17 protein-coding genes, 1 tRNA gene and 1 pseudogene are annotated in these 22,740 nt (G+C 71.5%); 9 read left to right on the top strand and 10 right to left on the bottom strand.

Annotated elements, in window-relative coordinates; genetic code table 11:
- Positions 1–46 precede the first annotated feature (46 nt).
- The 4 genes from OIU81_RS15875 (at position 47) to OIU81_RS15860 (ending at position 3,236) form a co-directional block, all read left to right on the top strand.
- Positions 47–631: a small secreted protein gene (locus OIU81_RS15875; protein ID WP_329148349.1), complete on the top strand. Its 585-nt coding sequence runs from the start codon at positions 47–49 to the stop codon at positions 629–631.
- 148 nt (positions 632–779) lie between these two features.
- On the top strand, positions 780–2,318 hold the full coding sequence (locus tag OIU81_RS15870) for a DUF7059 domain-containing protein (protein ID WP_329148347.1): 1,539 nt from the start codon (positions 780–782) through the stop codon (positions 2,316–2,318).
- A gap of 89 nt (positions 2,319–2,407) precedes the next feature.
- Positions 2,408–2,605, top strand: coding sequence for a hypothetical protein (locus tag OIU81_RS15865; protein WP_329148345.1), 198 nt, complete (start codon positions 2,408–2,410; stop codon positions 2,603–2,605).
- A gap of 226 nt (positions 2,606–2,831) precedes the next feature.
- Entirely contained in the window at positions 2,832–3,236 is a 405-nt protein-coding gene (locus tag OIU81_RS15860; protein WP_329148343.1) for a hypothetical protein, read from the top strand.
- Between the two features lie 54 nt (positions 3,237–3,290).
- On the opposite strand, the gene OIU81_RS15855 is transcribed toward OIU81_RS15860, so the two are convergent.
- Entirely contained in the window at positions 3,291–3,731 is a 441-nt protein-coding gene (locus OIU81_RS15855; RefSeq protein WP_329148341.1) for a DUF2752 domain-containing protein, read from the bottom strand.
- Positions 3,728–4,348 (bottom strand): hypothetical protein, encoded by a 621-nt coding sequence (locus tag OIU81_RS15850; protein ID WP_329148339.1) that lies wholly within the window; start codon positions 4,346–4,348, stop codon positions 3,728–3,730. Before OIU81_RS15850 ends, OIU81_RS15855 begins: the two co-directional genes overlap by 4 nt.
- A gap of 505 nt (positions 4,349–4,853) precedes the next feature.
- Between OIU81_RS15850 and topA the strand changes: the two genes are divergently transcribed.
- The 5 genes from topA to OIU81_RS15825 all read left to right on the top strand — a co-directional run bounded on the left by topA (position 4,854) and on the right by OIU81_RS15825 (position 14,750).
- Positions 4,854–7,706 (top strand): type I DNA topoisomerase, encoded by a 2,853-nt coding sequence (gene topA / locus OIU81_RS15845; protein WP_329148337.1) that lies wholly within the window; start codon positions 4,854–4,856, stop codon positions 7,704–7,706.
- 142 nt (positions 7,707–7,848) lie between these two features.
- Positions 7,849–11,244 carry a dTMP kinase gene (gene tmk / locus OIU81_RS15840; protein WP_329148335.1) on the top strand — a complete coding sequence of 1,132 codons (3,396 nt, stop codon included), beginning with the start codon at positions 7,849–7,851 and terminating at the stop codon, positions 11,242–11,244.
- A gap of 238 nt (positions 11,245–11,482) precedes the next feature.
- On the top strand, positions 11,483–12,739 hold the full coding sequence (locus tag OIU81_RS15835; protein ID WP_329148333.1) for a DNA polymerase III subunit delta': 1,257 nt from the start codon (positions 11,483–11,485) through the stop codon (positions 12,737–12,739).
- Positions 12,740–12,984: 245 nt separating this feature from the next.
- On the top strand, positions 12,985–14,574 hold the full coding sequence (locus OIU81_RS15830; RefSeq protein ID WP_329148331.1) for an alpha/beta hydrolase: 1,590 nt from the start codon (positions 12,985–12,987) through the stop codon (positions 14,572–14,574).
- Between the two features lie 102 nt (positions 14,575–14,676).
- A tRNA-Thr gene (locus OIU81_RS15825) sits at positions 14,677–14,750 on the top strand.
- Positions 14,751–14,798: 48 nt separating this feature from the next.
- Here the strand turns inward: OIU81_RS15825 and OIU81_RS15820 are convergent.
- The 8 genes and pseudogenes from OIU81_RS15820 to OIU81_RS15785 form a co-directional block, all read right to left on the bottom strand.
- Positions 14,799–15,014, bottom strand: a pseudogene (locus tag OIU81_RS15820) (tyrosine-type recombinase/integrase); the annotation flags it as partial.
- On the bottom strand, positions 15,015–15,470 hold the full coding sequence (locus tag OIU81_RS15815; protein ID WP_329148226.1) for a CPCC family cysteine-rich protein: 456 nt from the start codon (positions 15,468–15,470) through the stop codon (positions 15,015–15,017).
- A gap of 230 nt (positions 15,471–15,700) precedes the next feature.
- Positions 15,701–15,907 carry a response regulator transcription factor gene (locus OIU81_RS15810; RefSeq protein WP_329148224.1) on the bottom strand — a complete coding sequence of 69 codons (207 nt, stop codon included), beginning with the start codon at positions 15,905–15,907 and terminating at the stop codon, positions 15,701–15,703.
- A gap of 12 nt (positions 15,908–15,919) precedes the next feature.
- On the bottom strand, positions 15,920–16,417 hold the full coding sequence (locus tag OIU81_RS15805; RefSeq protein WP_329148222.1) for a hypothetical protein: 498 nt from the start codon (positions 16,415–16,417) through the stop codon (positions 15,920–15,922).
- 274 nt (positions 16,418–16,691) lie between these two features.
- A complete protein-coding gene (gene carB, locus OIU81_RS15800) occupies positions 16,692–19,985 on the bottom strand; it encodes a carbamoyl-phosphate synthase large subunit (protein ID WP_329148220.1) in 3,294 nt (1,097 codons plus the stop codon).
- Positions 19,978–21,114, bottom strand: a complete 1,137-nt coding sequence (gene carA, locus OIU81_RS15795; protein ID WP_329155179.1) for a glutamine-hydrolyzing carbamoyl-phosphate synthase small subunit — start codon at positions 21,112–21,114, stop codon at positions 19,978–19,980. Before carA ends, carB begins: the two co-directional genes overlap by 8 nt.
- Positions 21,115–21,119: 5 nt before the next feature.
- The gene (locus OIU81_RS15790) at positions 21,120–22,385 is read right to left on the bottom strand and encodes an ATP-grasp domain-containing protein (protein ID WP_329148218.1); all 1,266 of its coding nucleotides are present in this window, start codon (positions 22,383–22,385) and stop codon (positions 21,120–21,122) included.
- Entirely contained in the window at positions 22,382–22,702 is a 321-nt protein-coding gene (locus tag OIU81_RS15785; RefSeq protein ID WP_329148216.1) for a hypothetical protein, read from the bottom strand. The genes OIU81_RS15790 and OIU81_RS15785 overlap by 4 nt, the downstream gene beginning before the upstream one ends.
- Positions 22,703–22,740 lie beyond the last annotated feature (38 nt).

The following is a 22,740-nucleotide window of genomic DNA, read 5'->3' as shown; positions in this document are numbered from 1 at the left end:
GGACGTGTATGTTCCGGGGCCGAGAGCCATGGAAGGGACCAATCCGGTGAACAAGAAGCTTGTGGCTGCACTGTCCGGCGGTGCGGCACTGGTGCTCGCGCTGACCGGCTGCAGCGACGACAGCAACAAGAAGCTCAACGACTGGGCGAAGAGTTTCTGCGACCCTGCGCAGGCTCAGTTCAAGCAGATCCAGGACGCCAACGGCGCCATGCAGACGGCCGACAACGGCAACACGGACTCCAAGAAGGTCCAGCAGACCGACTCGGCGGCGTTCCAGAAGATTTCCCAGGCGTACGCCTCGCTGGCCAAGTCCCTGGAGAAGGCCGGGCCGCCGCCCACCGATCAGGGCAAGCAGGCCCAGCAGAACGCGGTCAAGGAGCTCAACTCGCTGTCCAAGGGATACGCGGACCTCCAGAAGCAGGTCAACAAACTGGACACCTCGGACAAGCTCAAGTTCGCGGACGGTCTGCGCGACCTGTCCAACGGCATCAACAAGCTCAACAAGCAGAGCGAGGCCGCCTTCAAGAACCTCGAGGCCGGCGACGTCGGTACGGCGATGGCCAACCAGAAGGGCTGTCAGAACCCGGCCGCGTCCGGCTCCCCGGCCCCCACGCAGTCCAAGAAGTCCTAGCGGCCGGGGACGGCAGGGAAGGCCGAAGCGGCGGCGGACCGCGGTGCACGCGGCCCCGCCACGGCCCGGGACGGCCCGGCGACGCGCCCGGAAGGGACGTGGCGCCGGGCCGTCGCCGATTGTCGGTGGCAGGGCCGACAATGGGGGCGTGAGTACGCACCTCCCCACCGCAGATGCCCAGGACCCCGAGAGCACCGCCCGCACCGCCCGGCTGCGCGAGGCGCTGCTGGCCGCCGACTTCACCGCCGACGGGCTGCTGGAGCTGCTCGGCGCCCCGGCCTATGCCGCGCTGGCGCGCAGCGAGACCGTCCCCGCGCTGCGGGCGACGCGCGGCGACGGTCCGCTGGAGACTCTGGTGCGGCTGTTCCTGCTGCAGCGCCCGGTGGCGCTGCCGCGGGCACAGGCCGCACTGCCGGTCGCGGACTGCCTCGCCGACGGCTGGCTGGTGCGGGACGGCGACGAGCTGCGCGCCAGTGTGGACGTCCGTCCGTACGGCGGTCCCGAGGGGCAGGACTGGTGGATCGTCTCCGATCTGGGGTGTGCGGTCGGCGGCGCCGGCGGCATCCGGGGTGCCGGGGACGCGGACCGCTCGGAGCTGGTGCTCGGCGTCGGCGGCGCCTCCACGACCCTCGCCGGCATCACCGTGCGCCGCCCGGTCGCCAGGGCCCTCGATCTCGGTACGGGCTCCGGCATCCAGGCACTGCACGCCGCGCAGCACGCGACGCGGGTCACCGCCACCGACCTCAACCCCCGGGCGCTGCGGGTCGCCGCGCTGACGCTGGCGCTCTCCGGGGCCCGGCCGGCGGATCTGCGGGAGGGCTCGCTGTTCGAGCCCGTCGGGGAGGAGACCTACGACCTGATCGTGTCCAACCCCCCGTTCGTGATCTCGCCGGGGGCCCGGCTGACGTACCGCGACGGCGGCATGGGCGGCGACGACCTGTGCCGCACGCTCGTCCAGCAGTCGGCCGCGCGGCTCAACGACGGCGGGTACTGCCAGCTGCTGGCCAACTGGCAGCACGTGGCGGGCGAGGAGTGGCAGGACCGGCTGCGCTCCTGGGTGCCGCGCGGCTGCGACGCCTGGATCGTGCAGCGCGAGGTGCAGGACATCACCCAGTACGCCGAGCTGTGGCTGCGGGACGCGGGGGACCACCGCGCCGATGACGAGACGTACACCGCGCGGTACGACGCCTGGCTCGACGAGTTCGAGGCGCACAAGACCAGGGCCGTCGGCTTCGGCTGGATCACGCTGCGCAAGTCCGGGGCGGAGACCCCCTCGATCACGGTCGAGGAATGGCCGCATCCGGTCGAGCAGCCCCTGGGGGAGTCGGTCGTGGAACACTTCGCCCGCCGGGACTATCTGCGGGACACGGACGACGCGGCGCTGCTGGCCGCCCATTTCCGGCTCGCGGACGGGGTGGTGCAGGAGCAGGTCGGGCTGCCCGGGGCGGAGGACCCGGAGCATGTGGTGCTGCGTCAGAACCGCGGTATGCGGCGGGCGACGAAGGTGGACACGGTCGGCGCGGGGTTCGCCGGGGTGTGTGACGGCTCGCTGCCCGCCGGACGGATTCTGGACGCCATCGCCCAACTCGTCGGCGAGGACCCGGTCCTGCTGCGCGACCGCACCCCGGCATCGATCCGGATGCTGGTCGAGCAGGGGTTTCTGGAGCCGGTGGCGGCGAGCGGCTGACCGGGGCGAGGAAGGGGCGGCGCGGGACACGCGGAAGCCGTTCATCCGGCGTTCGCCAGGTGGCCGCCCCGGCGTGCCACGCTCCCCGCATGGAGAGTGGACCCGAGGCATTCGCCGGTGCGGCGTTCGCGCTGTTCGGCGGTGGACTGCTGGCATGGACGGGCGTGTGCCTGCGGACCGGTGTGCCGGTCGCCGACGGAGTCAGCCGTCCGGTCGCCACCGCGACGGCGCTGCTGTGCGGGGTGGCGTTCCTCGCCACGGGCTGCTGGCTGCTGGCGGCTCTCTAGCCGCCTGCCGGGCCCCCGCCGTCGTGCGACGGCCTCACCCTCCACAGCTCTGACGAGGCACGACGTTCACTTCAGGCCAGTTCTGTCGTAGTTGGCCGATCTGTGGCGGTACGCGGGAACTTTCCGGTGCTGCCGCTCATGTTCCTCAGTGAAGAAGGTCTCAGCAAGCCGGTCGGCCCATGGCCACCACCGGCAGGCGTACCGACCCCATCAGTGAGGAACTCAGATGAACCGTGCACTCCGCTACACCGCCGTCGGCGTCATCGCCGTCTCCCTGCTCGCCGGCGGCTCCGCCGCGGCCTTCGCCGCGCCGCAGGACCTCCACACGCCCGCCTCGGTCGTGGCCGCCGCGCCGGCCGCCGCCAGCCTGACGGCCAAGGCGAGCACGACCACGGTCAACGCCTGGCAGGAGTTCCGGATCTCCGGCGCCGCCAAGGGCATCAAGGCCGGCACCAAGGTCACCGTCCAGCAGAAGCAGGGCGCCAAGTGGGTCGCGCTGCCCGCGCAGTCGCCGGTCAACTCCAAGGGCGCCTACTCGGTGCGGGTCAAGCTCGGCATCAAGGGCGTCAACCAGCTCCGCATCGGCGCCGGCAGCACCGTCTCGCCGGTGGTCAAGGTCACCGTCCGCTGACCTCGGACGGTCCGGTCGCCGGACCGTCCCCCGGCCGCTCCGGCGGCCGCGCCCCTATCCGACGAGATTGCGGGCGACCATCCACACCGCGGCAATGCCGAGCACCACGGCATTGCCGCGGCCGGTCACCCGCGGCCGGTACGTGCGCCCGCCGAGCCCCGCGATCAGCCAGCGTGCGACGGCGTACGCCGCCACCGGCGCGCCCAGCGTCAGGAGCACGGCGTTGTCGTGGAAGGCCGTCACCACCTCGCCGTGCATCAGGTCGTACGCCATCCGCGTCCCGCCGCACAGCGGGCACAGCAGCCCGGTGGCCCATTTGAACGGGCAGGGGAGCAGCAACTGCCCCGGCCGGTGCGGATCGGTGTGCCAGAGATAGCCGGCGGCGGGGACGCCCAGGCCGAGCGCGAGCGACGCGCTGCGCAGAGTGCGCCGGCGGACCGCCGCCCCCGTGGGTCCCGCGGACTCGGCGGGACCCCACAGCTCCTTCGGACTCACACGCTCAGCGACCTGGCGTAGTTGACCTGGTTGAGCACGAACATGACCTGCTCGCGGGACTGCACCGGGATCATCGTGGAGTGGTGCCGGCCGCCGCTGTTCACCGTGACCTGCACAAACCCGGTCGTCACCCGCTCCTTCATCAGCAGGAAGAGCAGACCGAGCAGACAGAAGAGGAAGAAGACGATGGCGAGCACGACCGCGTGCGTCGGCATCCGCTCCTCCGTCCGCGACATATCGGTCGCCGTCCACACCGCGCCCTTCAGCGGCATCGGCCCGGCGGGCGTCATGATCATGTCGCCGCTGACCGCGATGTCGCCGAGCGACAGCATCATCCCGCCGGGCTGCGCTCCGCCCTGGTGGCCGCCCGGCGCCGGCTGCGGCGGGGCGGCCGGCGGGAAGCCCGGTGCGGGTGGCTGCTGCGCGCCCTCGTGCGGAGCGCCGTAGCCGGGCGGCGGCTGCGAGGGGGTCTGCGGATAGCCGTATGCGGGCTCCCCGGGGCGGCCGCCCTGCGGGAAGCCGTAGCCGGAGCCGGCGGGCGCGCCGCCGTCCGGTGCGGCGTAAGGGTTCTGGCCGGGCGGCTGTTCCGGCGGCGGTCCGGGGTACTGGTGCGCCATGAGTGGTCCCCCCGAGGGTGCGTGACGACGGCTGTACTCGGCTCGAACGGCGAGCCGTGCCGTGTCCATCCTGCCAGCCCGCTCACATGCTGTATCAAGGCAATGACGGCATTCGGCGCCGCCCTGTGACGGTTCGCCGCTCGCGGACAGTACGGAGACCGGCGCCGGGCGACCGGCGAACCGTCGGGGATCCGTCACCGTGTGAGATCACCGGTGGTGCCGCGGACCGCGGTCCGCGGGAGTCGTCCGAGGTGGACGCAGCAATGCGGCGCGGGCCCGCCATGATCCACCGGTCCCGTTCCCGGCCCGCGGGGAACGCCTGGTGCGGTCCGGGCGGCATGAAGGCATGTAGTCGGGTTACCGTTCGAGTGGCGTTGCGGGGTTTTTCCGTTTGACACGGGGCCGGGAGGTACCGTCACACTCCGCAGCGTCAAGCGTCACCGCAGTGCGCCCCCAACGTCCGACCGGGGGGTATTCCCAGCGTCGACCGGAGAGAAGAGCGAAGTTGTCCCCGACCAGCGAGACCACAGGCGGCGGCCGCCGACTCGTCATCGTCGAGTCGCCTGCCAAGGCGAAGACGATCAAGGGCTATCTCGGCCCTGGCTACGTGGTCGAGGCCAGCGTCGGGCACATCCGTGACCTGCCCAACGGCGCCGCAGAGGTCCCGGCGAAGTACAAGGGCGAGCCCTGGGCCCGTCTCGGCGTGAATGTCGACGCCGACTTCCAGCCGATCTATGTCGTCAACAGCGATAAGAAGGACCAGGTCAAGAAGCTCAAGGAGCTGCTGGCCGAGTCCGATGAGCTCTATCTCGCCACAGATGAGGACCGCGAGGGCGAGGCCATCGCCTGGCACCTCCAGGAGATCCTCAAGCCCAAGGTCCCCGTCCACCGGATGGTCTTCCACGAGATCACCAAGGACGCGATCCGCGAGGCCGTGGCCAATCCGCGCGATCTGAACCAGAAGCTGGTCGACGCCCAGGAGACCCGCCGGATCCTCGACCGCCTCTACGGCTACGAGGTCTCGCCGGTCCTGTGGAAGAAGGTCATGCCCCGGCTGTCGGCCGGCCGGGTGCAGTCCGTCGCGACCCGTCTCGTCGTCGAGCGGGAGCGCGAGCGCATCGCGTTCCGCTCCGCCGAGTACTGGGACCTGACCGGCACTTTCGCCACCGGCCGGGCCGGTGACGTCAGCGACCCGTCGGTGCTGACCGCCCGCCTCAACACCGTCGACGGCCGCCGTATCGCCCAGGGCCGTGACTTCGGTCCCAACGGGCAGCTCAAGAATGATGTGCTCCATCTGGACGAGGCGAACGCCCGCGCGCTCGCCGCCGCCCTGGAGCACACCGACTTCGCGGTGCGCTCGGTCGAGTCCAAGCCCTACCGCCGCTCGCCGTACGCCCCGTTCCGGACGACCACCCTCCAGCAGGAGGCCAGCCGCAAGCTCGGCTTCGGCGCCAAGGCCACCATGCAGGTGGCGCAGAAGCTGTACGAGAACGGCTTCATCACCTATATGCGTACGGACTCCACCACGCTCTCGGACACCGCGGTCACCGCGGCCCGGGCGCAGGTGACGCAGCTGTACGGCGCGAGCTACCTCCCCGACAAGCCGCGCACCTACGCGGGCAAGGTCAAGAACGCCCAGGAGGCGCACGAGGCGATCCGCCCCTCCGGCGACCGCTTCCGCACCCCGGCCGAGACCGGTCTGAGCGGCGACCAGTTCAGGCTCTACGAGCTGATCTGGAAGCGGACCGTGGCCTCGCAGATGAAGGACGCGACCGGCAACTCCGTCACCGTCAAGATCGGCGGCCGCTCCGCCGACGGCCGGGACGCCGAGTTCAGCGCGTCCGGCAAGACCATCACCTTCCACGGCTTCCTCAAGGCCTATGTGGAGGGCGCCGACGACCCGAACGCGGAGCTCGACGACCGCGAGCGCCGGCTGCCGCAGGTCGCCGAGGGCGATGCGCTGGCCGCGCAGGGGATCACCGCCGACGGGCACGCCACCAAGCCGCCCGCCCGCTACACCGAGGCCACGCTGGTCAAGGAGCTCGAAGAGCGCGAGATCGGCCGTCCGTCGACCTATGCGTCGATCATCGGCACGATCCTCGACCGCGGCTATGTCTTCAAGAAGGGCACCGCGCTCGTCCCGTCGTTCCTGTCCTTCGCGGTGGTCAACCTCCTGGAGAAGCACTTCGGTCGGCTGGTCGACTACGACTTCACCGCCAGGATGGAGGACGACCTCGACCGCATCGCGCGCGGTGAGGCCCAGTCCGTGCCGTGGCTGCGGCGTTTCTACTACGGCGAGGGCCACGGCGAGGGGGGTGCCGCGGACGCCGGTAACGGCGACGGCGACCACCTCGGCGGCCTGAAGGAACTGGTCGAGGACCTGGGCGCGATCGACGCCCGGGAGATCTCGTCCTTCGCGGTCAGTGACGACATCAAGCTGCGGGTCGGCCGCTACGGCCCGTACGTCGAGCGCGGGGAGAAGGACGCCGAGGGCCACCAGCGCGCCGACGTCCCCGACGACCTGGCGCCCGACGAGCTGACGGTGGAGTACGCGGAGGAGCTGCTCGCCAAGCCGAGCGGCGACTTCGAGCTGGGCATGGACCCGGACAGCGGCCACCAGATCGTCGCCAAGGACGGCCGCTACGGCCCGTACGTCACCGAGATCCTGCCCGAGGGCACCCCGAAGACCGGCAAGAACGCGGTCAAGCCGCGCACCGCCTCGCTCTTCAAGTCGATGTCCCTGGACACCGTGAGCCTGTCGGACGCGCTCAAGCTGATGTCGCTGCCGCGCGTCGTCGGCAAGGACCCCGAGGGCGTCGAGATCACCGCGCAGAACGGCCGCTACGGCCCGTATCTGAAGAAGGGCACCGACTCGCGCTCCCTGGAGGGCGAGGAGCAGCTCTTCACGATCACGCTCGACGAGGCGCTGGCGATCTACGCCCAGCCCAAGCAGCGCGGGCGGGCCGCCGCCAAGCCGCCGCTGAAGGAGCTGGGCACGGACCCGGTCAGTGGCAAGCCGGTGGTGGTCAAGGACGGTCGTTTCGGTGCGTATGTCACCGACGGCGAGACCAACGCGACCCTGCGGCGGGACGACGAGGTCGAGACGATCACCGCCGAGCGCGGCTATGAGCTGCTGGCGGAGAAGCGCGCCAAGGGGCCGGCGAAGAAGACCGCCAAGAAGGCGCCGGCCAAGAAGGCGCCGGCCAAGAAGGCGCCGGCCAAGAAGACGGCCGCGAAGAAGACGACGGCCAAGAAGACCGCGGCGAAGAAGACCACCACGGCGAAGAAGACGACCGCCAAGAAGGCCACCGCGAAGACCGCGGCGGCGAAGAAGGCGGCGGCGCCGGCCGAGGACTAGCCACCGCGCGGCCGGGCCCGGCCCGGCCGGCTCGGCGGCAACCCGCAGGACAGAGGCGGACCCGACGGATTCCTTCCGTCGGGTCCGCCCATTTGTTCGGGTGGGCGCTCGACGGCGTGGGGTGTCCCGATAGGCTGGCGAGATGACGCGTGCCGAGCAGCCAACGGTCGTGACCCCCACTTCAGGCGCCCTAGCGGCGGATTCCCGCGAGCGCGCCGTGCGAGCCCTGCTTCGCTTCCCCCCACTGAAGCGATTGTGGAGCGCCCAGTTCGTCGGGGGTATCGGCGATGCCCTGTCCATGCTTGTCCTCGTACTCCTCGCCCTGCAGGCGGCGCTGTACGTACCGCTGGGCGGCGAGCCCGTCTTCGGCGGTGGTTATCGGGGTGCCGCTCTCGCGGTCACCGTGGTCTTCGCCGCGCGGATGCTGTCGACGTTGCTCTTCGGGGCCGTCCTGCTGGGCCCGCTGTCCGCGCTCACCGCGCCCTCGGGGCCGCTGGACCGGCGCTGGACGATGATCGGCGCGGATCTGCTGAGGCTCGCGCTGCTGGTCATCGCGCCCCTGTGGATCAACTGGACGCCGGACGACGCACTGGCCTGGCTGCTGGTGACGGTCTTCGTCATCGGCGTCGCCGAACGCTTCTGGACCGTTGCACGGGAGAGCGCGGCCCCCGGGCTGCTGCCCGCGCCGCCCCCCGAGGGTGCCGCCGTCCGGCCGCTCCCGGACAACATGGACGCCCTGCGCCGCCTCTCGCTGCGCACCGGCTTCGTCTCGCTGCCGATCGCGGCCGCCGCGCTCGTGGTCGTCACCCTCGTCAGCAAGCTGCTGGGCACCGGCATCGACTGGTTCCACCTGCACCAGGCCGCGCTCGGCTCGTATGTCGCCGCCGGTCTGTTCGCCGCCTCCGTATCGATCCTCTACTTCATCGAACTCCCCGGTGTGCCGACGCCGCGGCCGCGCTCCCCCCTGGAGGGGCTGCGCCGCCCGCGGACCACGGGAGCGAAGACCGGACAGCCGGCCCCGGGTGAGAACGCCGAGCCGGGCACGGCCCCGGCGGCCGCCGACAAGGGCCGCACCGGCGTGATCCCGCTGCTGGTGACGACCTGCGCCGCGGTGGCCGCCGCGATCGCCGCCGCCGTCGCGCTCGCCGTCCTGCACGGCTACGACCTGGCCGGCGGACCGGCCACCTTCGCGCTGCTGGTGCTCGCGCTGACCGGCGGGACGGTGATCGGCATCCGCGCCGCCCACCGTGTGCTGCCCGCCCTCTCCCGGCGCCGGCTGCTCGCCCTGGCGGTGGCCGCCACCGGCCTCGCGCTGCTGGCCATGGGGCTGGTCCCGGACCCGACGACGGTGCTGGTGCTCGCGCTGCTGGCCGGTGTCTGCGCCGGCATAGCCGCCAATACGGGGCACGTCCTGCTGGAGCAGGAGTCCGAGGAGTCCCGCACCGCCCGCACCACCGAGCATCTGCACGCCGTCGTCCGGCTCTCGGTCGCGGTGGCCGCCATCGTGGCGCCGCTGCTCGCGGCCGTCATCGGCCCGCACCACCTCGGAGACGGCACCTTCAACTTCGCCTACGGCGGTGCGGCCTACACCCTGATGCTGGCCGGCGCGCTGCTGCTGCCGGTCGCCGCCCTGGTGCTCGGCAAGGTCGACGACCGGCAGGGCGTGCCGCTGCGGCGCGACCTGCGCGAGGCGCTGCGCGGCGGCGACCCGGCCCAGGCGCCCGCCCCCACCGGCTTCTTCCTCGCCCTCGAAGGCGGCGACGGCGCCGGCAAGTCCACCCAGGTCGAGGCGCTCGCGGAGTGGATCCGCAGCAAGGGCCACGAGGTCGTGGTGACCCGCGAGCCGGGCGCCACCGCGATCGGCAAGCGCCTGCGCTCGATCATCCTGGACGTCTCGACGTCCGGGCTCTCGGACCGTGCGGAGGCGCTGATGTTCGCCGCCGACCGGGCCGAGCACGTCAACAGCGTCATCCGGCCCGCCCTGGAGCGCGGCGCGGTCGTCCTCACCGACCGGTACATCGACTCCTCGGTCGCCTACCAGGGCGCCGGGCGCAACCTCGCGCCCACGGAGATCGCCCGCATCTCGCGCTGGGCCACGGACGGCCTCGTCCCCCATCTGACGGTGCTGCTCGACATCTCCCCGGAGACCGCACGGGAGCGCTTCACCGAGGCACCGGACCGGCTGGAGTCCGAGCCCGCCGAGTTCCACCAGCGGGTGCGGGCAGGCTTCCTGACGCTGGCCGCCGCCGACCCCGCGCGCTATCTGGTCGTCGACGCCGGCCAGGAGCCGGAAGCCGTCACCACCGTCGTGCGGCACCGCCTCGACCAGGTCCTCCCGCTGTCCGAGGCCGAGATCCAGGCGCAGGCCGAGGCCCGTAAGGCCGCCGAGGAGGAGGCCCGCCGCAAGGCCGAGGAGGAGGCCGCGCGCAAGGCGGAGGAAGAGCGCCTGGAGCGCGAGCGCCAGGAGCAGCTCGCCAAGCTGCGCGCCGACGAAGAGGAGCGCAAGCGCCGCGAAGCCGAGGAGGCCAGGGCGCGCGAGGAGGCCCGGCAGGCCGAAGAGGCCCGCAAGCGCGCCGACGAGGCCCGGCAGGCCGCGGAGGCGGAGCGGCAGCGCCGCGAGGCGGAGGAGCGCGCCCGCGAGGCCGAGCAGGAGCGCCTGCGCAGGCAGCACGAGGAAGAGGCGCGGCTGCGCAAGGAGGCCGAGGAGCGCCGCCTGGAGAAGCAGCGCAAGGCCGAGGCAGCCCTGGTCCGTGCCGAGGAGGCACGGCGGGCGGCCGCGGAGGCGGCGGCCGCGGCGGAGGCCAAGGCGGCGGCCGAAGCGGCGGCCGAGGCCCGGGCCGCGAACGAGGCGGCGGACGCTCCCACCGCGGAGACGCCGGTCGCGGATCTGCGCAAGCGGCTGGCGGAGAGCGCGCCCGAGGAGCCTGCGGCGTCCGGTTCCGGCGCGGACACCGAGCGGACCGAGGTCGTGTCGTGGCCCGAGGCGCAGGGCGGACACCCGTCCGGTGCGGCGGACGAGACGGCTGTGCTGCCCTCCGTGCGGGACACCCGGGACGCCCGGGACGCCCGGGACGCCCGGGACGCCCGGCACGACCGCGGGGCCGGCACGGACGCGGAGGAGACCGCCGTCCTGCCGCCCGTACGGGACGCCGGTGGAAGCGGCACCGCCGGCCGGCTCCGGCACGACCGGGAGGGCGACCCCGCCGACCGCGTGCCGTCGTGGATGTTCCGCAAGGAGACGCCGGGAACACCGGAGACCGGGCACGCCACGGCATCGGGACGGCGGTCCGGCTCCCCGGCCGAGTCGCGCGTCGAGCGCACCCGCGAACTCCCGCAGATCGACCCGGCAACGGGTCACCCCGTCGAGCCTCCGCAGCGCAGCCGCCCCCGCCCCGAATGGGCGGAGGAGACCCCGCTGGACGATCTGCCGACGCTCGCCGACGAGCTGCTGGGCGAGCACGACGACGAAACGGACAGCGGCTCGGGCGGCGGCGCGGGCGACAACGGCCGCCGCGGCGGCCGGGGACGGCGCCGCTAGCACCGGCCCGGAAGCGCTCACCCACGGCCGTGGCCGCAGCCCGAAAGCTGCGGCCACGGCCGTTTCCGCTCCTGCGCACGTGTCCGCCGGGCCGTCCGGCGCCGGGTTCCGGAGCCGTTTGTCAGTGGGGTGCACCACAATGGGTCGGGCGCGGAGCAATGCGTGGTGTGCGCGGCCGGGCGCGGGCGCACTCCGCACACCACGAGCGGTACGGAACGGACAGGAACGGCGGGCAGCGATGACGGTATGGGACGACGTGGTCGGCCAGGACCGGGTGACGGTGCAGCTGGCCGCGGCCGCGCACGATGCGGACGCCCTCATCACCGCGGAGCACGCCGCGGCCGCGGCCGGGGCCGGGCGCGGTGCGCGGCCGGCGCCGTCCGCCGGCGGGAGCGGTGCCTCCCAGATGACCCACGCCTGGCTGTTCACGGGCCCGCCGGGCTCCGGCCGGGCCACCGCGGCCCGTGCCTTCGCCGCCGCCCTGCAGTGCGTCAGCCCGGACCGCGCGGGAGAGTACGGCGCCCCCGGCTGCGGCTTCTGCGACGGCTGCCACACCGCCCTGGTCGGCACGCACGCCGATGTCGAGATCGTCCGTACGGACCTGCTGTCGATCGGCGTCAAGGAGACCCGTGACCTGGTCCGGCGGTCCTCCCTCTCGCCGGCCGGCGGCCGCTGGCAGGTGATCGTCCTGGAGGACGCCGACCGCCTCACCGAAGGCGCCGGCAACGTCCTCCTCAAGGCCGTGGAGGAGCCCGCCCCCCGTACGGTCTGGCTGCTCTGCGCCCCCTCCGTCGAGGACGTCCTCCCCACCATCCGCTCCCGCTGCCGCCATCTCTCCCTGTGCACGCCGCCGGTCGACGCCGTCGCCGAGGTCCTCGTCCGCCGGGACGGCATCGAGCCGGCGGCCGCCGCCCGGGCCGCCCGCGCCACCCAGGGGCACATCGGCCGGGCCCGCCGTCTCGCCACCGATGAGCGGGCCCGCGCCCGCCGGACGGCCGTGCTCAAACTCCCGCTCCGCATCGACGACATCGGCGGCTGCCTCAAGGCCGCCCAGGAGCTGATCGACGCCGCGGGTGAGGATGCCAAGCAGGTGGCCGAGGACGTCGACACCAAGGAGACCGAGGAGCTGCGCGCCGCGCTCGGCGCCGCCTCGGGAACCGGCGGCCGGCTGCCGCGCGGCACGGCCGGTGCCATGAAGGAGCTCCAGGACCGACAGAAGCGCCGCTCGACCCGCACCCAGCGCGACAGCCTCGACCTGGCCCTGGTCGACCTCACCGGCTTCTACCGCGACGTCCTCACCCTCCAGCTGGGCGCCTCGGTGGCGCTGGCCAACGACGAGGTGCGCGACAGCATCCAGCGCATCGCCACGACCTCGACCCCCGAACGCACCCTCCGCCGGATAGAAGCCGTCATCGCCTGCCGCGAGGCCCTGGACCGCAACGTGGCCCCGCTCCTCGCGGTCGAGGCCATGACGGCGGCCCTCCGCGCCGGCTGACCGGCACCGCACGAGCGGGGCCCGCCACCCCGACCCCACCCCTCCCGCCGATCCCCACCCTTCCCGCCCCCGGAACCGCACACACAACGTCCCCACCCGGATACTCTCCGTTGAGGAGCCGTCACCCTCACCCACCCCACCCACCGGCTCCCCGCCCGACACCCCCACCGCCCCGCACTCCACCTCCAAGGACCGCACCGCACCGCACTCCAGATTCCACGGACCGAGACCAAGGGACACCGCCCATGGCCACCAGCCGTCTGCTCCGCACCTCCGCCGCTGTTCTCGCGGCCACCGCTCTGCTGATCTCCGGCTGCTCCTCGGGGAGTTCGTCCCCCGACGGCGAGACGTCCGCGGGCGGCACCACGGAAGCCGGCGCCCAGCGCCCCGCCGCCGACGCCACCCTTGCGCCCCTTGCGTCCTCCACGCCCGGCAACCTCCGCCCGTACTACGACCAGAAGCTGAGCTGGCGCCCCTGCGGAGTGTCCGGATTCGAGTGCGCCACGATGAAGGCCCCCCTGGACTACGCCAAACCCGACACCGGCAACGACCTCAAGCTCGCGGTGGCCCGCAAGAAAGCCACCGGCCCCGGCAGCCGGATCGGCTCCCTGATGGTCAACCCGGGCGGCCCCGGCGCTTCCGCTATCGACTACCTCCAGCAGTACGCACCCCAGCCCGCCGCCGTCCGCGCCCGCTACGACATGGTGGCGATGGACCCGCGCGGCGTGGCCCGCAGCGCACCGGTCGAGTGCCTGTCCAACAAGCAGATGGACCGCTACACCGAGGTCGACCAGACCCCGGACTCCTCGGCCGAGACCACCAAGCTCGTCAACGCCTACCGCGCGTTCGCCAAGGGCTGCGCATCCCGCTCCGGCAAGCTGCTCCCGCACGTCTCCACCATCGAGGCCGCCCGCGACATGGACGTCCTGCGCGCCGTCCTGGGCGATGCGAAGCTCTACTACGTGGGCGCCTCCTACGGCACCATGCTCGGCGCCACCTACGCCGGCCTCTACCCCTCCCGCGTCGGCCGCATGGTCCTCGACGGCGCCATGGACCCGGAGCTCGACTCCCGCGCCACCAACCTCGAGCAGACCGCCGGCTTCAACACCGCCTTCACGTCGTTCGCCGCGGACTGCATCAAGCAAAAGGACTGCCCGCTCGGCACGAAGAGCACCACGGACGCCGGCCGCCAGCTGTCCGCCCTCTTCAAGAAGCTGGACGCCCACCCGGCGGCGACGGGCCAGGAACGCAAGCTCACCGAATCCCTCGCCACCACAGGCGTCATCGCCGCCATGTACGACCAACGGGCCTGGCCGGTCCTGCGTGAGTACCTGGCCCAGGCCAAGGCCGGCGACGGCCGCGGGCTGCTCACCCTCTCCGACAGCTACTACGAGCGCGACCCGAACGGCACCTACAGCAACCAGATGTACGCCAACCCCGCCGTCAACTGCATCGACCTCGCGCCCGCCTTCCGCAGCCCCGCCCAGGTCCGCGCCGCCGTGCCGGGCTTCCGCAAGGCCTCCCCGGTCTTCGGCGAAAGCTTCGCCTGGGCCGCCATGAACTGCGCGTACTGGCCGGTCAAGCCCACCGGCACGGCCCACCGCATCGAGGCCAAGGGCGCCGCCCCGATCCTCGTCGTCGGCACCACCCGCGACCCGGCCACCCCCTACGTCTGGGCCAAGGCCCTTGCCCGCCAGCTCTCCAGCGCCACCCTCCTCACCTACGAGGGCGACGGCCACACCGCCTACGGCCGCGGCAGCGACTGCATCGACACCACGATCAACACCTACCTCCTCGACGGCACCGTCCCCCCGAAGGGCAAACGCTGCAAGTGATCCGCACCACACCCCTCACACACCTTCCGGCCAACCTCTGACCAGCCCCTAAACCGGTGACAATGCACCCCTCAACGATGTGTAGACTGGGCCGCGCACCACGCCGCCTTAGCTCAGTTGGCCAGAGCAACGCACTCGTAATGCGTAGGTCTCGGGTTCGAATCCCGAAGGCGGCTCATCTTGAAACCCCAGGTCGGAATCACTCTGACCTGGGGTTTTCTCGTTCAGCGGATGTGGCGACGGCGCCGGGAGCGGTCTGCGCGGGTGGCGGCGGTCTCAGTTCTGGTCTCAGAGGTGGCTTCCTGCCGAGGGAGGAAGGTGTTCTCCATGCGGGTCATCGCGCCCTTCGACAGGTGCGATCGCCCCTTCACGTAGCGGCGGGTCTGGCTGATCTGGGTGTGCCGCAGGATCTCCATGATCGTGGGCATGTCCACGCCCAGCTACGACCTTGTGCTCCTGTCGCGGCACAGCGTCGCTACCGGCTCGCCTGCGGCTCGGCGCGGGCATCCACGGATTCGGCCGCATCGCCGTCCAACTGCGGGACGAGAGCTTCGATTCGGGATGCCCTGCGGGTTTCTCTCGGGAGTGGTTGGCTCAGGCTGTGTTCGTCGAGGTGTCGCGGCTCCAGAAGGTTGGCAGCCGCCGGCACAACACCGAGCGGTCCTCGGGTCATGGGGCCCGCGGCCCTGAGCCCCAGTCCTCGAAGGAGTCGTGGGACTGATCGATGGGGCGCCAAGCGGGATCGAGCGGTTCGTCGCGGCCGGTGGGCGGACGTGGGCCAAGCCTTGTCGGTCGCAGGCGCCGAAGTCCTCATAGTTGCGCTGTGCGTCGATGAGTGAGGTCGGATTGGCTCCGCCCGCCATCGCCGGCCAGCAGATCTCGAAGGAGCCGGGCATGTCGTCAAGGATGAGATGCCCGCAACATGGACACGGGCATCGGCTATTCATCGGCGCAGTGTGGACGATGGCCCACCCGCCCCACCACCGGGTTATCGAGCCCGGGCCATTGATGTGCGTGACGATGCGTGTGCGGACAGGGCAGCACACTCTGGATCCAAGCGTCACGAGCTGCAGCGGTGTTGAGCTCCTGACGCGGTACCGGGCGGCAAAGCCGATGAGTTCAACAGCTACGTGGAGAAGACCAACGTCCAGCCGCTCGGTGCAGGCGGCAGCATGACGTCCACGACGGTGACATCGGGCGCGCGGTCGTGGAACAGGGCCAGTCCGGCGTGGCCGTCGGAGGCGGTGCGGACCCCGTATCCGTGCAGTTCCAGGGAGAGTTGGGTGGCTTCCCGCAGCAGCGGATCATCCTCGATGAGCAGCACGTCAGTCATCGCCGGCAGTTCCTAGGACTCGGGGACGGGCAGCCGCACCGCGCTCAGATCGCCCGCCCCGTCGTGCCCGCCGGGCGGGAGACGGTCGGAGTGGACGGCGGCGCGGGTGTAGTAGGAGACGTTCTCCCGGCGCTCCAGACGGCTGAGTTCGATGGTGGCCGGATAGCCGGTGCCGGTGCACTTGGGAAGACACAAGGTGCCGGACAGCCGCCCGGTGGCCACGGCCTTCTTCGCGTCCCACTGCTTCCAGTGGAGGCCCTGGGCCGAGGTGAATTCGGAGAGCACCAGGTGCGCGGGGCTGCGCTCGGCGCGGCCCTGGTCCGCGTTCTCCTCGCCGTAGTGGTTGATGACGTACGGGGCGCTGCCGGCGCGGGCGGCCTTCGCGGGGTGCTGCGCGGTGGCGGCGTCGGCCGACTGGGCGGTGGCGAACGTGCCGAGGACGGCGACGGCGGCGAGTCCGGCGCCGAAGGCCGTCTTCATGCGCTGCGACCTGCTCGTGCTGAGGTTCATGGCTTCTGCTCCGGTTCGTGGGGGTCGTTCGGCCGGTTCAGAAGCTATGGGGGGTGCTTCTCGGTGGTCTGTCAGCCGTGTAACAGCCGTCCATCGGCGGCTGTCACACGATCCACATAGGGCGATCCGTGGCCGGCAACGTCCTCCCCCGGGCGGGGAGTTGTGGAACGGGGCAGGTCAGGGGCGGCGGGGGAGTGGGCAGTTCGGGAATCGCTGCGGGGTCGCCGGGGGGAATCGGGGCGGGCAGTACGGGATCACCGAACGGCAGAAACCCTCAGCGCTTCATGGCGTGTTCCTGGAGGGAGCGGACGCCGACGTCTCCGCGGGACATGGCCTCGATGCCCTGGACGGCCGCGGCCAGCGCCTGGACGGTCGTGAGGCACGGTACGGACCGGGCCACGGCGGCGGTGCGGATCTCGTATCCGTCGAGACGGCCATCGGCGCCGTAGGGGGTGTTGACGATGAGGTCGATCTCGCCGTCGTGGATGAGCTGAACGATCGTCCGCTCGCCCCCGGGGCCTTCGCCCTCGCTGAGCTTGCGGACCACGGTGGCGTCGATGCCGTTGCGGCGCAGGACTTCGGCGGTGCCGGAGGTGGCGAGCAGCTCGAAGCCGTGGGTGAGGAGTTCCCGGGCCGGGAAGATCATCGAACGCTTGTCCCGGTTGGCGACCGAGATGAAGGCGCGGCCCTTGGCGGGCAGCGGACCGTAGGCGCCGGTCTGTGACTTGGCGTAGGCGGTGCCGAAGACGGAGTCGATGCCCATGACCTCGCCGGTGGAGCGCATCTCCGGGCCGAGGATTGTGTCGACGCCGCGGCCGTGGATGTCGCGGAACCGCGACCAGGGCATGACGGCTTCCTTGACGGAGATCGGCGCGTCCAGCGGCAGGGTGCCGCCGTCGCCGGTGGCGGGGAGCATGCCCTCGGCGCGCAGTTCGGCGACGGTCGCGCCCAGGGAGATCCGGGCGGCGGCCTTGGCCAGCGGCACCGCGGTCGCCTTCGAGGTGAAGGGGACGGTGCGTGAGGCGCGGGGGTTGGCCTCCAGGACGTAGAGGATGTCGCCGGCCATCGCGAACTGGATGTTGATCAGGCCGCGGACGCCAACACCCTTGGCGATGGCCTCCGTTGAGGCGCGCAGGCGCTTGATGTCGTAGCCGCCCAGGGTGATGGGGGGCAGGGCGCAGGCGGAGTCGCCGGAGTGGATGCCGGCCTCCTCGATGTGCTCCATGACGCCGCCGAGGTAGAGCTCGTGGCCGTCGTAGAGCGCGTCGACGTCGATCTCGATCGCGTCGTCGAGGAACCGGTCGACCAGGACCGGGCGGGTGGGGCTGATCTCGGTGGACTCCGCGATGTAGGTGCAGAGGCGGGCCTCGTCGTAGACGATCTCCATGCCGCGGCCGCCGAGCACGTACGAGGGGCGGACGAGGACGGGGTAGCCGATCTTGTCGGCGATCTCCTTGGCCCGGTCGAAGGTGGTGGCGGTGCCGTGCTCGGGGGCGGGCAGCCCGGCCTCGGCGAGCACTTGGCCGAAGGCGCCGCGGTCCTCGGCGGCGTGGATCGCCTCCGGCGGGGTGCCGACGATCGGTACGCCGTTGTCCTTGAGGGCTTGGGCCAGGCCGAGTGGGGTCTGGCCGCCGAGCTGGACGATGACGCCGGCGACCGGGCCGGCCTGGGTCTCGGCGTGCACGATCTCCAGGACGTCCTCAAGCGTCAGCGGCTCGAAGTAGAGGCGGTCGGAGGTGTCGTAGTCGGTGGAGACGGTTTCGGGGTTGCAGTTGACCATCACCGTCTCGTAGCCGGCGTCGCTCAGCGCGAAGGAGGCGTGGACGCAGGAGTAGTCGAACTCGATGCCCTGGCCGATGCGGTTGGGACCGGAGCCGAGGATGATCACGGCCGGCTTCTCGCGGGGCGCGACCTCGCTCTCCTCGTCGTAGGAGGAGTAGAAGTACGGCGTCTTCGCGGCGAATTCGGCGGCACAGGTGTCGACCGTCTTGTAGACCGGACGGACACCCAGCGCGTGGCGCACCTCGCGGACGACGTCCTCACGCAGCCCGCGGACCGCCGCGATCTGGGCATCGGAGAAACCGTGCCGCTTCGCATCCGCAAGGATCTCCGGGTGGAGCTTCTCGGCGGCCGCGATCTCGTCCGCGATCTCCTTGATCAGGAAGAGCTGGTCGACGAACCACGGGTCGATCTTCGTGGCATCGAAGACCTCCTCGGGGCTCGCCCCGGCACGGATGGCCTGCATGACGGTGTTGATCCGGCCATCGGTGGGGACCTGGGCCTTGACCAGCAGCTCGGCCTGGTCACCGGGCTCGCCGACGAAGTCGAACTGGCTGCCCTTCTTCTCCAGCGAGCGCAGGGCCTTGTTCAGCGCCTCGGGGAAGTTGCGGCCGATCGCCATGGCCTCGCCGACCGACTTCATGGTCGTGGTCAGCGTCGCATCGGCGGCCGGGAACTTCTCGAAAGCGAACCGCGGCACCTTGACGACGACGTAGTCAAGCGTCGGCTCGAAGGAGGCCGGGGTCTTCTCGGTGATGTCGTTGGGGATCTCATCCAGCGTGTAGCCCACCGCGAGGCGCGCGGCGATCTTCGCGATCGGGAAGCCGGTGGCCTTCGATGCCAACGCCGACGAGCGCGAGACCCGCGGGTTCATCTCGATGACGATGACCCGGCCGTCCTCGGGATTGACCGCGAACTGGATGTTGCAGCCGCCGGTGTCGACCCCCACCTCACGGATCACCGCGATCCCGATGTCCCGCAGCGTCTGATACTCCCGGTCGGTCAGCGTCATCGCCGGCGCCACCGTGATCGAGTCACCGGTGTGCACACCCATCGGGTCGAAGTTCTCGATGGAGCACACGACCACGACGTTGTCATGCTTGTCGCGCATCAGCTCCAGCTCGTACTCCTTCCACCCCAGGATCGACTCCTCCAACAGCACCTCGGTCGTCGGGGACAGCGTCAGGCCCTGGCCGGCGATGCGGCGCAGTTCCTCCTCGTCGTGGGCGAAGCCGGAGCCGGCGCCGCCCATGGTGAAGGAGGGACGGACCACGACGGGGTAGCCGCCGAGGGTCTCGACGCCCGCCAGGACGTCGTCCATGGAGTGGCAGATCACCGAGCGGGCGGACTCACCGTGCCCGATCTTGGCGTGGACGGCCGCGACGACCTCCTTGAACAGATCGCGGTCCTCCCCCTTGTTGATCGCCTCGACGTTGGCGCCGATCAGCTCGACGCCGTACTTATCGAGGGTGCCCGACGCGTGCAGCGAGATCGCCGTGTTCAACGCCGTCTGCCCGCCCAACGTGGGCAGCAGCGCGTCCGGGCGCTCCTTGGCGATGATCTTCTCGACGAAGTCCGGGGTGATCGGCTCGACGTAGGTGGCGTCGGCGATCTCCGGGTCGGTCATGATCGTCGCCGGGTTGGAGTTCACCAGGATGACCCGCAGGCCCTCGGCCTTCAGGACCCGGCAGGCCTGCGTGCCGGAGTAGTCGAACTCGGCGGCCTGGCCGATGACGATCGGACCGGAGCCGATGACCAGGACGGACTGGATATCGGTGCGCTTAGGCACGCTGGCCCTCCATCAGGGAAACGAAGCGGTCGAAGAGGTACGCGGCGTCATGCGGACCCGCGGCGGCTTCGGGGTGGTACTGAACACTGAACGCCGGCTGGTCAAGGAGGTGCAGACCCTCCACCACGTCATCGTTCAAGCAGACATGGGAGACCTCGGCACGGCCGAAGGGCGTCTCGGAGACCCTGTCGAGCGGGGCGTCGACGGCGAAACCGTGATTGTGCGCGGTGACCTCCACCTTGCCCGTCGTACGGTCCTGCACCGGCTGATTGATCCCCCGATGCCCGTACTTCAGCTTGAACGTCCCAAAACCCAACGCACGGCCCAGGATCTGGTTGCCGAAGCAGATACCGAACAGCGGCGTCTTCCGCTCCAGGACGGCCTTGATCACGGTGAGGTCGACCGTGGCCGGGTCGCCGGGACCGTTGGAGAGGAACACCCCGTCCGGATGCACCGAATAGACATCCTCGACAGTGGCCGTCGCGGGCAGCACATGCACCTCAATACCGCGCTCCGCCATCCGGTGCGGCGTCATGCCCTTGATCCCCAGATCGATCGCGGCGACCGTGAACCTCTTCGTGCCGATCGCCGGAACGACATACGCCTCCTTCGTGGCGACCTCGGCGCACAGGTCGGCGCCCACCATCTCCGGGGCCCGGCGCACCCGTTCCAGCAGGGTGGATTCGTCCGCGAGGGAGTCGCCGGAGAAGATGCCGACCCGCATCGCGCCGCGCTCGCGCAGATGGCGGGTCAGCGCACGCGTGTCGATGCCGCTGATCCCCACCACACCCTGCGCGACAAGCTCGTCGTCCAGCGAGCGCCGTGCACGCCAGCTCGAGGTGGTCCGGGCCGGGTCGCGCACCACATAGCCCGCGACCCAGATCCGCTGCGACTCGGGGTCCTCGTCGTTCACCCCGGTGTTGCCGATGTGCGGAGCGGTCATCACGACGACCTGACGGTGGTACGAGGGGTCGGTCAGCGTCTCCTGGTAGCCGGTCATGCCGGTGTTGAACACGGCTTCGCCGAGGGTCTGCCCCACGGCTCCGTAGGCGCGGCCGCGGAAGCTGCGGCCGTCCTCCAGGACGAGTACGGCGGGAGCCCGGACGGCCCCCCGGGTGGAGAGCGTCACCTGGGTCACCGGTCCAGTCCGCAGGCCTGGCGGCGTCCGGCGACCGGAGCGGTCACCTCGGCCGAGCACTCGAGGCGGAACTCGGCGGCCGTCCTCAGCACGGCCTTCTCGACGTCCCCGCTGGTCGTGCCCCGGAACCGGAACCGCGCCCCCACGTGCTCGTATCCGCCGATGCGCGGCAGGACATGCCCCACGGGCGGGACGACGGAGGCGTAGGGGCCCTCGTCCGGGTCCGGCCCGGCCGGGAGGTCCCAGGAGACCACCCGGCACGGGGCCGGCACGGGGAGCGGGACGAGCAGCCAGCCGCCGGTGTGCCAATGGGACGGTACGGGCAGGTCGGGACGGTTGCCGAGCTGGATGTCGGCCGCTGCGGCCATCAGGTCGATGCCGTGCACCTCCCGCCACACGAAGGGAATCTCGGCGCCGCCGACGCGGTAGCCCGCCTCCAGGAAGTGCAGCACGGGAGCGCCGTCCGGGGACCGGCCGGCGAACAGCTCCAGGTGGAAGACCCAGGGCTCGGTGCTCAGCGCACCGGCCGCGCGGGCGGTGAACTCACCTATGAGATCCAGGAGGTGGGGGTCGTCGATCTCGACCGATCCGAGGGCCTCGCCCTCGGTGAAGTCCACGCAGGTGTTGACGTACCGGGACGCCCGCCAGGGGCCGAGGGCCTCGCCCGTCCACAGGCCGTCGATGTGCAGCACCGGGTCGGCGCAGTACGTCTGCACCAGGCGCGGCTCCGGCGGCAGGGTGCGCAGCAGTGGCAGATCCGCCGCGGAGTCCAGGCGTACGACGCCGCGGCTGGCCGTGCCGCGGCGGGGTTTGACCACGACGGGCCAGCCGTGGGTCTGCGCGAAGGTCTCCACGGCGGCCTCGTCAGGCGCGTCCGCGAAGGCGGGAGCCGGGATGCCCGCCTCCGCGATCACGCGGTTCATGGTCAGCTTGTCGCGGAACCGGGCCAGCCGGTCCGGGGTCTGCCCGGCGCAGCCGAGCTTCTCGCGCACCAGTGCCGCGGTGTCCAGGTCGCCCTCGTTGAGGGCCAGTACGCGCTGCGGCCGGCCGAACCGCGCGCTCAGGTGGGCGACGGCCGGCCACACGCCGTCGAAGTCGTCGGTGGCGGGGACCATGCGGACCGCGGCCGCGCCGGCCGGTACGGAGGGCAGCCCCAGGTTGGTCGTCACATAGGTGACGTCGTACGCCTCGTGGTCGAGGTAGTTCTCGTAGCGCGCGTACCCGTCGCGCCACCGGTGGATGACGAGGAGGTGGTCCTTCATGCCTGCCCCGCCTCCGGCGCCGTGAGCGCGCTCTTCCTGGCCAGCTGCGTCCGGCTGTGGACGCTGCCCACCGCGTACGTCGCCGACACCACGGCGGCGCGGGCCGAGCCGAGCGCCTCGCGGGCCGCGTCGAGGTCGCCCTCGGGCAGCCGGGCCACGACGTCGGTGGCGCAGTCGATGAGGTGCAGGGCGGCGCGGGTGAGCGGCTGGTCCGCCGCGAACTCCTTCTCGACCAGGCGGCGGACGTTCCTCAACTGGGTGACGGAGTCGGCCGGGGCGGCGGGGGGCGCCGAGGCAGCGGCAGCGATCGTTCTCACGGGCACTCTCTTCTCATCCATATCCGTGGGACTGGTCA

Source organism: Streptomyces sp. NBC_01454 (assembly GCF_036227565.1).
Classification (GTDB): Bacteria; Actinomycetota; Actinomycetes; order Streptomycetales; family Streptomycetaceae; genus Streptomyces.
The sequence above is the reverse complement of the archived record's forward strand: the minus strand, read 5'-3'. Positions and strand labels throughout refer to the sequence as shown.

Excerpts from the sequence above, each read along its gene's own strand:
- OIU81_RS15865 (WP_329148345.1), top strand. The coding sequence starts at position 2,408 with ATGGAGAGTGGACCCGAGGCATTCGCCGGTGCGGCGTTCGCGCTGTTC.
- OIU81_RS15860 (WP_329148343.1), top strand. The coding sequence starts at position 2,832 with ATGAACCGTGCACTCCGCTACACCGCCGTCGGCGTCATCGCCGTCTCC.
- OIU81_RS15850 (WP_329148339.1), bottom strand. The coding sequence starts at position 4,348 with ATGGCGCACCAGTACCCCGGACCGCCGCCGGAACAGCCGCCCGGCCAG.
- tmk (WP_329148335.1), top strand. The coding sequence starts at position 7,849 with ATGACGCGTGCCGAGCAGCCAACGGTCGTGACCCCCACTTCAGGCGCC.
- OIU81_RS15835 (WP_329148333.1), top strand. The coding sequence starts at position 11,483 with ATGACGGTATGGGACGACGTGGTCGGCCAGGACCGGGTGACGGTGCAG.
- OIU81_RS15830 (WP_329148331.1), top strand. The coding sequence starts at position 12,985 with ATGGCCACCAGCCGTCTGCTCCGCACCTCCGCCGCTGTTCTCGCGGCC.
- OIU81_RS15815 (WP_329148226.1), bottom strand. The coding sequence starts at position 15,470 with ATGCCCGGCTCCTTCGAGATCTGCTGGCCGGCGATGGCGGGCGGAGCC.
- OIU81_RS15810 (WP_329148224.1), bottom strand. The coding sequence starts at position 15,907 with ATGACTGACGTGCTGCTCATCGAGGATGATCCGCTGCTGCGGGAAGCC.
- OIU81_RS15805 (WP_329148222.1), bottom strand. The coding sequence starts at position 16,417 with ATGAACCTCAGCACGAGCAGGTCGCAGCGCATGAAGACGGCCTTCGGC.
- OIU81_RS15790 (WP_329148218.1), bottom strand. The coding sequence starts at position 22,385 with ATGAAGGACCACCTCCTCGTCATCCACCGGTGGCGCGACGGGTACGCG.